The sequence below is a fragment of the Pseudooceanicola antarcticus genome, from assembly GCF_900215355.1.
Classification (GTDB): domain Bacteria; phylum Pseudomonadota; class Alphaproteobacteria; order Rhodobacterales; family Rhodobacteraceae; genus Pseudooceanicola; species Pseudooceanicola antarcticus.
The window spans coordinates 291,994-306,208 of sequence record NZ_OBEA01000003.1 but is presented as its reverse complement, the minus strand read 5'-3'; the positions used below and the strand labels follow the sequence as shown (position 1 = coordinate 306,208).

Annotated in this window: 10 protein-coding genes; 7 read left to right on the top strand and 3 right to left on the bottom strand. The window is 66.9% G+C overall.

Annotation, left to right across the window (positions count from 1 at the left end; genetic code table 11):
* Positions 1–58: 58 nt before the first annotated feature.
* Genes CRO50_RS09405 through CRO50_RS09395 form a run of 3 tightly spaced genes read left to right on the top strand, consistent with a single transcriptional unit; the run spans position 59 to position 5,982 of the window.
* Positions 59–2,824 carry a [protein-PII] uridylyltransferase gene (locus CRO50_RS09405; protein ID WP_097145647.1) on the top strand — a complete coding sequence of 922 codons (2,766 nt, stop codon included), beginning with the start codon at positions 59–61 and terminating at the stop codon, positions 2,822–2,824.
* Positions 2,821–4,377, top strand: coding sequence for a murein biosynthesis integral membrane protein MurJ (gene murJ / locus CRO50_RS09400; RefSeq protein ID WP_097145646.1), 1,557 nt, complete (start codon positions 2,821–2,823; stop codon positions 4,375–4,377). The genes CRO50_RS09405 and murJ overlap by 4 nt, the downstream gene beginning before the upstream one ends.
* Before the next feature lie 48 nt (positions 4,378–4,425).
* Positions 4,426–5,982, top strand: coding sequence for a phospholipase D family protein (locus tag CRO50_RS09395; RefSeq protein WP_097145645.1), 1,557 nt, complete (start codon positions 4,426–4,428; stop codon positions 5,980–5,982).
* Between the two features lies 1 nt (position 5,983).
* On the opposite strand, the gene CRO50_RS09390 is transcribed toward CRO50_RS09395, so the two are convergent.
* The gene (locus CRO50_RS09390) at positions 5,984–6,676 is read right to left on the bottom strand and encodes a rhomboid family intramembrane serine protease (protein ID WP_097145644.1); all 693 of its coding nucleotides are present in this window, start codon (positions 6,674–6,676) and stop codon (positions 5,984–5,986) included.
* A gap of 107 nt (positions 6,677–6,783) precedes the next feature.
* Between CRO50_RS09390 and trpS the strand changes: the two genes are divergently transcribed.
* The 3 genes from trpS (at position 6,784) to CRO50_RS09375 (ending at position 9,590) form a co-directional block, all read left to right on the top strand.
* Positions 6,784–7,833, top strand: a complete 1,050-nt coding sequence (gene trpS, locus CRO50_RS09385; RefSeq protein ID WP_097145643.1) for a tryptophan--tRNA ligase — start codon at positions 6,784–6,786, stop codon at positions 7,831–7,833.
* Between the two features lie 134 nt (positions 7,834–7,967).
* Complete coding sequence (locus tag CRO50_RS09380; RefSeq protein WP_097145642.1) at positions 7,968–8,462, top strand: VOC family protein; 495 nt, start codon at positions 7,968–7,970, stop codon at positions 8,460–8,462.
* Between the two features lie 255 nt (positions 8,463–8,717).
* Entirely contained in the window at positions 8,718–9,590 is an 873-nt protein-coding gene (locus CRO50_RS09375) for a branched-chain amino acid aminotransferase (protein ID WP_416061073.1), read from the top strand.
* Here the strand turns inward: CRO50_RS09375 and CRO50_RS09370 are convergent, their stop codons facing one another.
* Together CRO50_RS09370 and aspS are read right to left on the bottom strand one after the other, a co-directional pair.
* On the bottom strand, positions 9,591–10,301 hold the full coding sequence (locus CRO50_RS09370; protein WP_097145641.1) for a GNAT family N-acetyltransferase: 711 nt from the start codon (positions 10,299–10,301) through the stop codon (positions 9,591–9,593). It abuts the gene before it with no gap.
* A 147-nt stretch (positions 10,302–10,448) separates the two neighbouring features.
* A complete protein-coding gene (gene aspS, locus CRO50_RS09365; protein ID WP_097145640.1) occupies positions 10,449–12,230 on the bottom strand; it encodes an aspartate--tRNA ligase in 1,782 nt (593 codons plus the stop codon).
* A gap of 484 nt (positions 12,231–12,714) precedes the next feature.
* Between aspS and CRO50_RS09360 the strand changes: the two genes are divergently transcribed.
* Positions 12,715–13,995 carry an SAM-dependent methyltransferase gene (locus CRO50_RS09360; protein WP_097145639.1) on the top strand — a complete coding sequence of 427 codons (1,281 nt, stop codon included), beginning with the start codon at positions 12,715–12,717 and terminating at the stop codon, positions 13,993–13,995.
* Positions 13,996–14,215 lie beyond the last annotated feature (220 nt).

Sequence of the window (14,215 nt, the reverse complement as noted above, 5' to 3'; positions counted from 1 at the left end):
CTCTCCGTCACCGCCCTTCCGGGGCGGTGACGGGACGCAGCACCCGAATGGATGCCTCATGGACAAGAACCTGACCCTGCCGGACGATCTCATTCGTCCGGCAAAGGACATTCTGGACCCCCACGCCCTCGCCCGCGAGCTTGAGGAGATCCGGCGCGTCACGCCTGATCCGGCCGAGGCCCGCAAGGCCATCGTGGCGCGGCTGAACGAGGCCCGCAATGCCGGCGCCGAGGTCATCGCCGAGGGTCTCGCGGCCGAGCCCTTCGCCGCCCGCAAGACCACCCGCGCCTATACCTGGCTGACCGATTGCATCCTGCGCGAGGTGCTTGACCAGGCCCGCGCGACGCTGCCCGCCGACCAGGTCTCGGACCTCGGTGACTTCGCCATCTGCGCCGTCGGCGGCTACGGACGGGGCGAGATGGCCACCTTCTCGGACGTGGATCTGCTGTTCCTCACCCGCAAGAGCATCTCTGCCGGGCTGGAAGCGCTGATCGAGGCGATGCTCTACCTGCTCTGGGACCTGCACCTGAAGGTCGGCCATTCCAGCCGCACCATCCGCGAGTGCCTCAAGCTGGGGGCCGAGGATTACACCATCCGCACCGCGCTGATGGAGACCCGCTTCCTGGCCGGGGATGCGCCGCTGGTGGACGAGCTGAACACCAAGCTCTGGTCCGACCTCTTCAAGGGCACCGAGAAGGACTTCATCGAGGCCAAGCTGGAAGAGCGCTACAACCGGCACCAGAAGCAGGGTGGCCAGCGCTATGTGGTCGAACCCAACGTGAAAGAAGGCAAGGGCGGTCTCAGGGACCTGCAATCGCTCTACTGGATCGGCAAATACGTCCATGGCGTGCAGTCGGTGGGCGACCTCGTGCGCCTGGGGCTCTTTACCCGCGAGGAATACCAGACCTTCCAGAAGGCCGAGGATTTCCTCTGGGCCGTGCGCTGCCACCTGCACCTGCTGGCGGGCCGCCCGCAGGATCAGCTGACCTTCGACATGCAGGTCCAGGTGGCCGAACGCATGGGATACCGCGACCGGGGCGGCCGCCGCGGGGTCGAGCATTTCATGCAGGCCTACTTCCGGCAGGCCAATGCCGTCGGCGAGCTGACCCGCATCTTCCTGACCCAGCTCGAGGCCGAGAACGTCAAGGGCGACGCCATGCTCGAGCGCGTCTTCCGCCGCAAGCCGAAGATCGGCGCCCCCTACGAGGTGGTGCATGGCCGCCTGGCCGTGGCGGACGAGGACAGCTTCCTGAAGGACAAGCTGAACATGCTGCGCGTCTTCGACGAGGGCCTGCGCACCGGCATGCTGCTGCACCCCGACGCCATGCGCATGGTCCATGCCAACCTCGACAAGATCGACGATTCGATGCGCGAGGACCCCGAGGCGGCAAAGATCTTCCTGGGCACGCTGCTCAAGCACGGCAACCCCGAACGCGCCCTGCGCCGGATGAACGAGCTGGGCCTGCTGGCCGCCTTCATCCCCGAGTTCGAGCCCATCGTGGCGATGATGCAGTTCAACATGTACCACCACTACACGGTGGACGAGCACACCATCCAATGCATCTCGAACCTGGCCGCCATCGAACATGGCGACCTGCAGGAAGAGCTGCCTGTGGCCTCGACCATCCTCGCCGAGGGGGTCAACCGCCGGGTGCTCTACGTGGCGCTGCTGCTGCATGACATCGGCAAGGGCCGGGAAGAGGAACACGCGGTGTTGGGGGCCAAGATCGCCCGCAAGGTGGCGCCGCGCCTGGGCCTGACGCCCGAGGAATGCGATACCGTCGAATGGCTGGTGCGCTATCACCTGCTGATGTCGGACATGGCGCAGAAACGCGACATCGCCGACCCGCGCACCGTGCGCGACTTCGCCAAGGCCGTGCGAAGCCGCGACCGGCTGGACCTGCTGACCGTGCTCACCGTCTGCGACATCCGCGGCGTCGGCCCCGGCACCTGGAACAACTGGAAGGCGCAGCTTCTGCGCACCCTCTACCACCAGACCCGCAAGGCGCTGGAGACCGGGCTGGAAGAGCTCAACCGCACCCATCGCGGGCAGGAGGCGCAGCGCATGCTGGCCGAGAAGCTCTCGGGCTGGAGCCAGGAGGACATCGACCGCGAGCTGGCGCGCCATTACCCGCCCTATTGGCAGGGCCTGCATGTCTCGACGCAGGAGGCCTTCGCCGAGATGCTGCGCGGCGGGCTGCCGGTGGACGAGATCCGCATCGACCTGAAGGCCGACGAGGATCACGACGCCACGCGGGCGCTCTTTGCCATGGCTGACCATCCGGGCATCTTCGCCCGCCTCTCGGGGGCGCTGGCCCTGGTCGGCGCCAATGTCGTGGATGCCCGCACCTATACCACCGTCGACGGCTACGCCACGGCGGCCTTCTGGGTACAGGATGCCGATGGCGCACCCTACGAGGCCTCGCGCCTGCCGCGGCTGACGCAGATGATCCACAAGATCCTGCGCGGCGAGCTGGTGACCCGCGACGCCATGCAGGACCGCGACCGCATCAAGAAGCGCGAACGCGCCTTCAAGGTCTCGACCTCGGTGGCCTTCGACAACGAGGGCTCCGAGATCTACACGATCATCGAGGTCGACACCCGCGACCGCGCGGGGCTGCTGCATGACCTGACCCGGACGCTGGCGGCGGCCAACGTGCAGATCAGCTCGGCGGTGATTGCCACCTATGGCGAACAGGTGGTGGACACCTTCTACGTCAAGGACATGTTCGGTCTGAAGCTCTTCTCGGAATCGAAGCAGCGCTCGCTCGAGGCGAAACTGCGAGAGGCCATTGCCGCAGGCCAGGAAAGGGCGCGCGCGTGAATCCCATCAGACTGGTCTCGGGTGTCTTCACCGTGGGCCTCTGGACGATGCTCAGCCGGGTGCTGGGGCTGGCGCGGGACATCATCCTGCTCGCCGCCCTCGGCACCGGCCCGGTCTACGAGGCCTTCATCGTCGCCTTCCGGCTGCCCAACATGTTCCGCCGCTTCTTCGCCGAGGGGGCCTTCAACATGGCCTTCGTGCCGATCTTCTCGAAGAAGCTCGAAGCCAGGGACGATCCGCAGCGTTTCATGAACGAGGCCTTCGCGGGTCTCGCCACGGTGCTGATCCTGCTGACCCTGCTGGCACAACTGGCCATGCCCTGGCTGATCCTCGCCCTTGCCTCGGGCTTCGCGGGGGATGAGCAATACCCGCTGGCGGTGATCTTCGGCCGCATCGCCTTCCCCTACATCCTGTTCATATCGCTTGCCGCGCTGCTCTCGGGCGTGCTGAACGCCGCCGGGCGCTTCGCCGCCGCGGCTGCCGCGCCGGTACTGCTGAACGTGCTGCTCGTGGGCACCATGCTTCTGGCACGGCCCCTCGGGCTGGACCTGGGCTATGCGCTGATCTGGGCGGTGCCTGTGGCCGGCGTGGCGCAGCTGGCGCTGCTCTGGCGCGCGGCGAGCCTTGCGGGCTTCCAGGTCCGCCCGGTGCGGCCGCGGCTGACCCCGGACCTGAAGCGCCTCATCCGCGTTGCGATCCCCGCCGCCCTTGCGGGGGGCGTGGTGCAGGTCAACCTGCTGGTGGGTCAGCAGGTGGCCAGCTACTTCGACCGCGCCGTGGGGTGGCTCTTCACCGCCGACCGGCTCTACCAGCTGCCCCTCGGCGTGGTGGGCATCGCCATCGGCATCGTGCTGCTGCCCGACCTCTCGCGCCGCCTGAAGGCCGAGGACACCGCGGGCTCGCGCAATGCGCTGTCGCGCGCGGGCGAGCTGGCGCTGGCGCTCACCCTGCCCTGCGCGGTGGCGCTGATGGTCATTCCGCTGCCCATCGTCTCGGTGCTCTTCGAGCGCGGCGCGGCCCGCCCCGAGGACAGCGCCGCCATCGCCCTGGCGGTTGCCGTCTACGGCGCCGGCCTGCCCGCCTTCGTGCTGCAGAAGGTGCTGCAACCGCTCTACTTCGCCCGAGAGGACACCCGGCGGCCCTTCAACTACGCCCTGCTGGCCATGGTCGCCAATGCGGTGATCGCCATCGGGCTGGCGCCGTTCATCGGCTGGATCGCCTGCGCGCTGGCCACCACGCTGGCCGGCTGGGTCATGCTGGCCGCGCTGCATTTCGGCGCCGGCCACATGGGAGAGGTCGCCCGTTTCGACCCCCGGTTCCGCCGCCGCGCGCCGCGCATCCTTGCCGCCTCGCTGATCATGGGGGCCGGGCTCTGGCCGGCGCGGCTGCTGCTCGCGCCCTGGCTCTCGGCCGATTACATCCGCTACCCGGCGCTGGCCCTGCTCATCGCCCTGGGCTCGGTTCTCTACTTCGCCAGCGGCCAGCTGATCGGCGCTTTCCGGCTGACGGATTTCACCGGCGCCCTGCGTCGCGGAAGATCGCGTGAAACCTGATCGGCCCACCGTGCGTTGAGCTTGCATCCACAGGAGCAAGCGGAGCCAATGGCAAAGGACAAAGATCTCGACCCGCAGCTCTCACTGCTGGTCACCGCCGCCGAGATGTACCCGGCGCTTGAAGAGCTGTGCCTGTCGGCACGGCATGAAGTCCTGCTGTCTTTCCGCATCTTCGACCCCCGCACCCGCCTGCGCAGCCAGTCGGCGCAGGAGCTGGGTCTCGAGACCTGGGCACAGCTGATCGCACGCGTCGCCTCGCGCGGGGTGCGGGTGCGCATGCTGATCGCCGACTTCGACCCGCTCTTTACGGCAGAGCTGCACCGCGCCGCATGGGACAGCGGCACCGGCTTCGGCCAGGCCCTGATGCGCGCCCCGCAACAGCAGAAGGCAAAGGAGTTCTTCGGCGCCCAGGTGCTGGTGGCCGCCCACGAGGCGCGCGCGGCACCGATCTGGAGCCATCTCTTCCGCGGTCCGATCAATGCCGCCCGCAAGGAGCTGCGCAGCTGGCCCGCCGAGCGGTTGACCCCCTTGCAGCATCGCTCGATGGAAACGCTGCACCGCATGCGCCCGGCGACGCTGCACCAGAAGTTCGCCGTGGTCGACGGCAAGCGCGCGATCATCGGCGGCATCGACGTGGACGAACGTCGCTGGGATGACGAGACCCATGACCAGCGCGCCGAAGAGACCTGGCACGATGTCTCGCTCGCGGTGTCGGGGCGGATCTGCCGCGACCTGCTGCGCCATTTCCAGGATTGCTGGCAGCGCGCCATCCGCGCCGGCGCCGCTTCCTTCGCCGCCGAGCCCGACCCCGCCTCCGGCAAGGCCAGGCTTCCCGCGCGCCGGCCCTCGGCCCTTGGCCCGCGCCTCCTGCGCACCCAGTCGGATGGCGCAGAGGGCCGACTGCGCCTTGGTCCAAAGCCGAGGGTGACCGAGCACGAGGACGCCCATCTCGCCGCCTTCGAGACCGCCGAGCGGCTGGTCTACCTGGAAACCCAGTTCTTCCGCCACATGCCCCTGGCCCGCGCGCTGGCCCGCCGCGCCGAACAGAAGCCCGAGCTCAACTGCATCATCGTGCTGCCGACCGAACCCGAACGGGTGATCTTCGACCGCGCCCGCTCGGTCGATGCGCGTCACGAGCAGGCGTTGCAACTGCGCTGCCTGAACACCCTGCGCGCGGGCTTCGGCGACCGGCTGGCGGTTCTGGCCCCCGTCCAGCCGCGCCCGGCGCCGCGCCATACGCCGGGCCCCGTGGCCGGCGCGCCGGTGGTCTACCTGCACTCCAAGGTGACCCTGGTGGATGAACGCGTGGGCATCATCGGCTCGGCCAATCTCAACGGTCGTTCGATGCGATGGGATACCGAGGCCTCGGTGCAGTTCCAGAACCCCGACCAGATCCGCCAGGCCAGGGAACGGCTGATGGCCAGCTGGCTGCGCGGCGCCATCCCCGAGACCGAGGCCACGCAGGCCGCCGCCTGGACCGCGCTGGCCCATGACGAGGCCGCGCGCGCGCCCGAGGACCGGACCAGCTACATCCTGCCCTGGCCCGAGGCCCGCAACCGCCGCTTTGCCCGTCTCTTCCCGCTGCTGCCGGCCGAGATGTTCTAGATCAGCGGTTCTGCAGCTTCTGGCGCAGCCGGGCGAAACCGCCCGGCAGCACCAGCGGTGCCACGGCGAAACCGATGGCGAAGGCCGCCGCCTCGGCGATCCAGGCCATGCCGGTCTCGAAGAAGAGCCCGAAGAGCAGCTGCAGCGCCATCAGGATGCCGATCAGCCGGAAGGCCATGGCCTGGTTCTCTCCGATCGCCCGGTAATAGACCCACATCAGGTAGCTGTAGGCACCAATCATGCCGTAGGTCGCCGGGAAGGCTCCGATCAGCCAGTCCCCCTCGGGCGCGATCAGACCGAAAACCAGCGCGCCGCCGATGGTGGTGACCGCGAAGAGCAGCGCCAGCCCCGGTCCCTTCACCGCCTCGCCGACGAACTTGCCAAGCGCCAGGAACATCACGCAGGCGATGAGCGCCGACTGGAAGGTCGGATGCACGAAGGCGTAGGTGAAGAAGCGCATCAGGTAGCGCGGGTCGAAATCTCCGGTGGCCAGCATGTAATGCAGGAAGCCCGGCGAGAAGGCATAGTCGTTGAGCGCGCCCAGGCGCCAGCCCACGGCCTGCGCCCCGCCGATCAGACCCGTGCTGCCAAGAGAGAAGATTCCCTCGATCCCGATCATCACGATGAAGATCACGACGATCACCGGGGCAACCGGATTGACCGGCGCTTCTTCGGGGATGCGATTGTCCTGCATGGCCTGCCCTCTGCTGCGTGGCGCCCCTTGCCCGGTTGACGCCCTTTCGGGGCATGGGTAAGCCAGCGAGGGCACATTTACCAGTGGCCGCTGACAGGAGTGCGGAGATGTCCGACGCAAGCGCGAACCAGACCACGAAATTCCAGCCCCGAGTGTTCTCGGGTATCCAGCCCTCGGGTGGGCTGACCCTGGGCAACTACCTTGGCGCCATGCGCCGTTTCGTGGATTGGCAAGAGCGCGGGCTGAACGAGGGCTTCGAGACGATCTTCTGCATGGTCGACCTGCATGCGATCACCGTCTGGCAGGATCCCGAGGCCCTGCGTCGCCAGACCCGAGAGCTGGCCGCCGGCTACATCGCCTCGGGCCTCGACCCGGCAAAGGCGATCCTGTTCAACCAGTCCCAGGTGCCCGAGCACACACAACTGGCCTGGATCTTCAACTGCGTCGCCCGCATGGGCTGGATGCAGCGGATGACCCAATGGAAGGACAAGGCGGGCAAGAACCAGCAGAACGCCTCGCTGGGCCTCTTCGCCTATCCCTCGCTTATGGCGGCCGACATCCTGGTCTACCATGCGACCCACGTCCCCGTGGGCGAGGACCAGAAGCAGCATATCGAGCTGACCCGCGACATCGCGATCAAGTTCAACAATGACTACGGCGTCGACTTCTTCCCCGTCACCGAGCCGGTGATCGAGGGCGCGGCCACCCGCGTCATGTCCCTGCGCGACGGCTCGAAGAAGATGTCGAAGTCCGATCCTTCGGACATGGCGCGCATCAACCTGACCGATGACGCCGATGCGATTGCGAACAAGATCCGCAAGGCCCGCACCGACCCCGAGGCCCTGCCCTCCGAGGCCAAGGGCCTGGAGGACCGCCCCGAGGCGCGCAACCTCGTCAACATCTACGCCGCCCTTGCCGGCATGGATGTGGACGCGGTGCTGGCAGAGGTCGGCGGCAAGCAGTTCTCGGAGTTCAAGCCGATGCTGGCCGATGTGGCCGTGGCCCACCTGGCGCCGATCTCCTCCGAGATGGCCCGCCTGATGGAAACCCCGGACGAGATCGACCGCATCATCGGCAATGGCGCCGAGAAGGCCCGCGAGATCGCCGAGCCGATCCTGAAGAAGACCTACGAGATCGTCGGCATGATCCGCTCCTGAGCGGCATCCGGATCGAAAGACAGCAAGGGCGCCTTCGGGCGCCCTTCGCATTTTTGCACATGAGCGGCGCTCTGGTGAGGCTGGTGTGGGCTGACACGCAGGACTAGCTTCGGGTCATTCAAGGAGTTTGTGAAATGACCAATCCAGTCCACCCCGCCACCCGCATCGGTCACGTCCACCTGAGGGTCTCTGACCTGGCGCGCTCCATCGATTTCTACTCGGGTGTGCTCGGCTTCGAGGTGACCCAGCAATACGGTCCCGGCGCGGCCTTCCTCTCGGCTGGCGGCTACCACCACCACATCGGTCTCAACACCTGGGAGAGCCGTGGCGCCACCCCGCCGCCTGCCGGTCACACCGGGCTCTACCACACCGCCTTCCTCTACCCGACCCGCGCCGCCCTGGGCGATGCGCTGCGCCGCGTCTACGACGCCGGCCTGACCCTGGACGGGGCCGCCGATCATGGCGTCAGCGAAGCCATCTACCTGCGCGACCCGGACGACAACGGCGTCGAGCTCTATTGGGACAAGCCCGAGGCGGAATGGCCCCGCCAGCCCGATGGCAGCCTTGCGATGTACAACGCGCCGCTCGATCTGAAGGCACTTCTGGCCGCGGCAGAGGCGTCGGAGTGATCCTGGGCCGCAATTTCACCCGACCTTGATTGCGCTGTCACCGAAGTGTTTCAAAGCGCGGCGAGAGTGGGCTCGAAGACCTGGCTACGCGGGGTTCACCCCCCCGGATCTCGTGTCGGCTACCTTTACTTCAAGACCTTTTCAGCATGAGTCCCCCGACCCCTCCGGGTCGGGGAATTCACCACGGGGCAGCGGCCCCATGACCCTTCCCTATAGCCGGACGATGGCCTATCCCTGACGCACGCAGCGAAGGAGATGCAGATGACCGGCCAGATCCACACCTATTTCGACGGCACATGGCACCAGGGTGACCTGGCGGTGATGAAGGCCGGGGATCACGGCGCCTGGCTGGGCTCGACCGTCTTCGACGGGGCACGGATGTTCGACGGCAAGATGCCCGACCTGCGCCCCCACATGGAGCGCGTGAACCGCTCTGCCGAGGCGATGATGATCGAACCCACGGTCTCGGTCGACGAATGGATCGCCCTGACCCGCGAGGGCCTGACCCGTTTCGACAAGGGCGCTGCGGTCTATATCCGGCCCATGTACTGGGCGCTCATGGGCAATGAGACCGTGGTGCAGCCGGGCTATGGCCTGGGCACCGGCTTCTGCCTGGCGCTGGAAGAGATCCCCATGGCCGCCCCCGAGGCCGCCACGACCCTGGGCAAGACCCGCTTCCGCCGCCCGACGCTGGATTGCGCCGTGACCAATGCCAAGGCGGGCGCGCTCTATCCCAACAATGGCCGCATGCTGGCCGAGGTGCGCGCGCGGGGCTTCGGCAATGCGCTGGTCTGCGACGCCATGGGCAATGTCGCCGAAAGCGCCACCGCCAATGTCTTCGCGGTGCAGGACGGAGAGGTCTTCACCCCGATCCCCAATGGCACCTTCCTGTCGGGCATCACCCGCGCCCGCCACATCGCCAACCTGCGCGCCGATGGCGTGCGCGTGCATGAAACCGTGATGACCTATGCCGATTTCGAGCAGGCGGACGAGGTCTTCCTCTCGGGCAACCTCAACAAGGTCACCCCCGTCACCGCCTTCGAGGACACCACATATGAAGTCGGCCCCATGTCGGCACGCGTGCGCGCGCTCTACTGGGACTGGGCCGCCTCGGACATGGTGCTGTAACTACAGTTCGGGATCGGAGCTGACCCGCACCAGCCGGGTCAGATCCGACAGACGTTCGCGCTGCTGGCCCGCCGCGTCGAAATTGGCCGGGTTCAGCCAGACCGCATAGGCCTCTTTCAGCGCCGGCCAGTCGCTGTCGGTGATGGCAAACCATGCGGTATCGCGGTTGCGGCCCTTCACCACCATGTGCTGGCGGAAGACGCCCTCGTAGCTGAAGCCAAGCCGCTGCGCCGCGCGGCGCGAGGGGATGTTCAGCGCGTTGCACTTCCACTCGTAGCGCCGATACCCGGCTTCGAAGGCCCAGTTCATCATCAGCACCATGGCCTCGGTCGCCGCCACCGTGCCCTGCAGCGCAGGCGCGAAGGCGATGTTGCCGACCTCGACCGAACCCATCTCGGGCACGATGTTCAGGTAGGAGGCCACCCCCACGACCCCCTTCTGACGATCCTCGATGGCCATGAAGCGCACCGGGCCGTCTTCGACCGAGCGCACCCAGCGGTGATATTGCGAGGCCGAGTGAAAGGGCCCGACGGGCATGTAGTCCCAGAGCCAGTCCTGGTCCGCATAGGCGTTGAAAAGCAACGCGGCATGGGCCTCGGCCTTCAGCGGCACCAGGCGTACATGATGCCCCTCAAGCAGCAGATCGCGCGGCGGCGCGACCGGCGGTTGCCAGTTCTCGACCAGCGGGCCCTGGGGGCGATCCTGGCTCATGCTCTGCATCCTTCCGAAGGCTCTGCTTGCCCGGACGATAGGCAATACGCTGCCGGTTGGAAAGGCCCGCCGAAACAGGTCATCGCGCAACGCAAAAGGCCCCCGGATCGCTCCGGGGGCCTTTCGCAAATACGCGGGACGCGCGGCTTATTCCTGCGGGATCACGCGCAGGTTCAGCTCCATCAGCTGTTCCGGCGTGGGCTCGGAGGGCGCGTCCATCATCAGGTCCTCGGCGCGCTGGTTCATCGGGAAGAGGATCACCTCGCGGATGTTGCTCTCTTCCGCCAGCAGCATGACGATACGGTCGATACCGGCCGCGCAACCGCCGTGCGGCGGGGCGCCGTACTGGAAGGCGTTGACCATTCCGCCGAAGCGCTTCAGCACTTCTTCCTTGCCGTAGCCGGCCAGCTCGAAGGCCTTGAACATGATCTCGGGCTTGTGGTTCCGGATCGCGCCCGAAACCAGCTCATAGCCGTTGCAGGCCAGGTCGTACTGGTAGCCCTTGACCGCCAGCGGGTCACCTTCCAGCGCTTCCATGCCACCCTGGGGCATGGAGAAGGGGTTGTGCTCGAAGTCCAGCTTGCCGGTTTCCTCGTCCTTCTCGTAGATCGGGAAGTCGACGATCCAGGCAAAGGCGAAACGGTCCTTGTCGGTCAGGCCCAGCTCTTCGCCGATGACGTTGCGGGCGCGGCCGGCGACGGCCTCGAAGCTCTTGGGCTTGCCGCCCAGGAAGAAGGCCGCGTCGCCGACGCCCAGACCCAGCTGCTGGCGGATCGCCTCGGTGCGCTCGGGGCCGATGTTCTTGGCCAGCGGGCCCGCGGCTTCCATTTCGCCGTCCTTGTCGCGCCAGAAGATGTAGCCCATGCCGGGCAGACCTTCCTTCTGGGCGAAGGCGTTCATGCGGTCGCAGAATTTGCGCGAGCCACCGGTGGGGGCGGGGATGGCGCGGATCTCGGTGCCTTCCTGCTCCAGCAGCTTGGCGAAGATCGCGAAGCCCGAGCCCGCGAAGTGCTCGGAGACCACCTGCATCTCGATCGGGTTACGCAGGTCGGGCTTGTCGGAGCCATACTTCAGCGCCGCGTCGGCATAAGAGATCTGCGGCCACTCGGCAGGCGCGTCGACCTTCTTGCCGCCGCCGAATTCCTCGAAGATCCCCGCCAGCACGGGCGAGATCGTGTCGAAGACATCCTGCTGGGTGACGAAGCTCATCTCCATGTCCAGCTGGTAGAAGTCGGTGGGCGAGCGATCGGCGCGCGGATCCTCGTCGCGGAAGCAGGGCGCGATCTGGAAATACTTGTCGAAGCCCGAGACCATCAGCAGCTGCTTGAACTGCTGCGGGGCCTGCGGCAGGGCGTAGAACTTGCCGGGGTGCAGACGCGAGGGCACCAGGAAGTCACGCGCGCCCTCGGGGGAGGAGGCGGTGATGATCGGGGTCTGGAACTCCTTGAAGTTCAGGTCCCACATGCGCTTGCGGATCGAGCTGACCACGTCAGAGCGCAGCACCATGTTCTTCTGCATCTGCTCGCGGCGCAGGTCCAGGTAGCGATAGCGCAGGCGGGTTTCCTCGGGGTATTCCTGGTCGCCGAAGACCATCAGCGGCAGCTCCTTCGCGGCGCCCAGCACCTCGATGTCGCGCACGAAGACCTCGATCTCGCCAGTGGGCAGCTTGGGGTTCACCAGGCTCTCGTCGCGGGCCTTCACCTCACCGTCGATGCGGATACACCATTCGCTGCGCACCTTCTCGACTTCGGCGAAGGCGGCGCTGTCGGGATCGCAGAGCACCTGGGTGGTGCCGTAGTGGTCGCGCAGGTCGATGAAGAGGATGCCGCCGTGATCTCGCACCCGGTGCACCCAGCCCGAGAGGCGGACGTTTTCGCCCACATTGGCCTTGGTCAGGTCGACGCAGGTGTGGCTGCGGTAGGAATGCATGGGTCTGTCCTCTTTCGTCTCGCGCGGTCTGCCCCGTGCCGGAGGGGCCGGGTTTAGCCTGCGCCGGTTCACACGGAAGCGCGCGGAAAGTCAAGTCGGACAGGGGGTGGAAGGGGTCTCTCGGGGCAGCTGAGCGCCCCGCTGGCGCCACGGCACCCGCCCGCGGCGGCAAATCCATGCGGCCCCGGTCCGGCGCGGGACCCCGGATTAGGCCCCGGCACGCCCCCGGTGCGCGCCCTCGCCGGGGCCCGATCCCGCCTGTTTCCGCCATATCGCACATTTTCCGTGCAGGCCCGTGGGGTCCCCGCAGCATTAACCAATTACTTGTGCAATCATGAACATCCCTGCCGCATACATGCGATTTACATACTTTGTTCACTTCTGCCAAAGTGGTCAGGCGCATGGTCCGGTTACCGGCCCCGGACGCCCCGGCCCCCTCTCCGACCCGCGCGACGTACAGGACCCTTTCGAGGGAGATTATTGAATGTGGGATTCCTTACTGACTTCATTCCTGGACCGGGCCATCCGGAAAGGGCGGCTAGAGGTGACCTTCGCGGACGGCACCTGCAAGACCTTCGGCGGCGGCCCCGGCGGGCCCGAGATCGAGGTGACGCTGAAAGACCCCGACCTGCCGCGCAAGATGATCACCGATATCGAGCTGGCCTTCTGCGAGGGCTACATGGATGGCGATATCGAGCTTGGCAATGACGACCTCTATGGCGTGATCGAACTGGCCATGGTCAACCTGCGCTCGGATGGCGCGCGGCGCGGCGGTGTCCAGCGCGCCGTCTCTACCTCGCGCCGCATCCTGCGCCGGATCGCCCAGTTCAACCCGGTCGGCAAGGCGCAGGAGAACGTGGCGCATCACTACGACCTTTCCGGCGCGCTCTACGATCTCTTCCTCGACGAGGACCGGCAGTATTCCTGCGCCTATTTCGCGCGGCCCGACATGACGCTGGAAGAGGCCCAACTGGCCAAGAAGCATCATATCGCGGGCAAGCTGCGGCTGAAGCCCGGCCTGAAGGTGCTGGACATCGGCTGTGGCTGGGGCGGCATGGCGCTGACGCTGGCCCGCGACTACGGTGTCCGGGTGGTCGGCGTGACCCTGTCGAGGGAACAGCACGCCATCGCCACGCGGCGGGTGAAGGAGGCGGGCCTGGAAGACCAGGTCGATATCCGCCTGCAGGACTACCGCCACGTGGACGAGACCTTCGACCGCGTCGTCTCGGTGGGCATGTTCGAGCACGTGGGCGTGCCGCATTACCGCGAGTACTTCCGCCACGTGAAGCAGTTCCTCGCCCCCGACGGGGTGGCGCTGATCCATACCATCGGGCGCAGCGACCCGCCCGGTGCCACGGCGGCTTTCATCACCAAGTACATCTTCCCCGGCGGCTATGTCCCCGCGCTCTCCGAGGCCAGCGCCGCAATCGAGAAGGAACGGCTGGTGACCTGCGACGTCGAGGTCTGGCGGCTGCACTATGCCGAGACCCTGAAGCATTGGTACGACCGCTTCATGGAGAACGTCGACAAGGCACGCGAGCTCTACGACGAGCGCTTCGTGCGGATGTGGCGGCTCTACCTGATCGCCTCCGAGATGACCTTTCGGATGAATGACCAGGTGGTGTTCCAGTTCCAGCTGGCCCGCGACCAGCAGGCGGTGCCGCTGACGCGCGATTACCTCTACCGCGATGCGGATGCGACCACCGGGGGCCAGGCCTCCCCGAAGGCCGCCACCCCGGAAAGGGCACAATCGGCGGCTGAGTGACGCCGGTGCGGTAACAGGCTAGGGTCGGGGGCGCGCCGCCCCCGCGGCCTGCTGCCGATTCCCAAGCCAGACCAGCGGCACGACGAATGCGCCCCCCGCGGCGCGGAACGTCGCGTGAGCTGGCGAAGGCTTTCGGTCAAGGCAGGCCGATCAGGGGTTGAACCCCAACGCGCGCTGACTATAACGCAGACAATTTTGCGCGGGGATCTCCCCCGCGTCC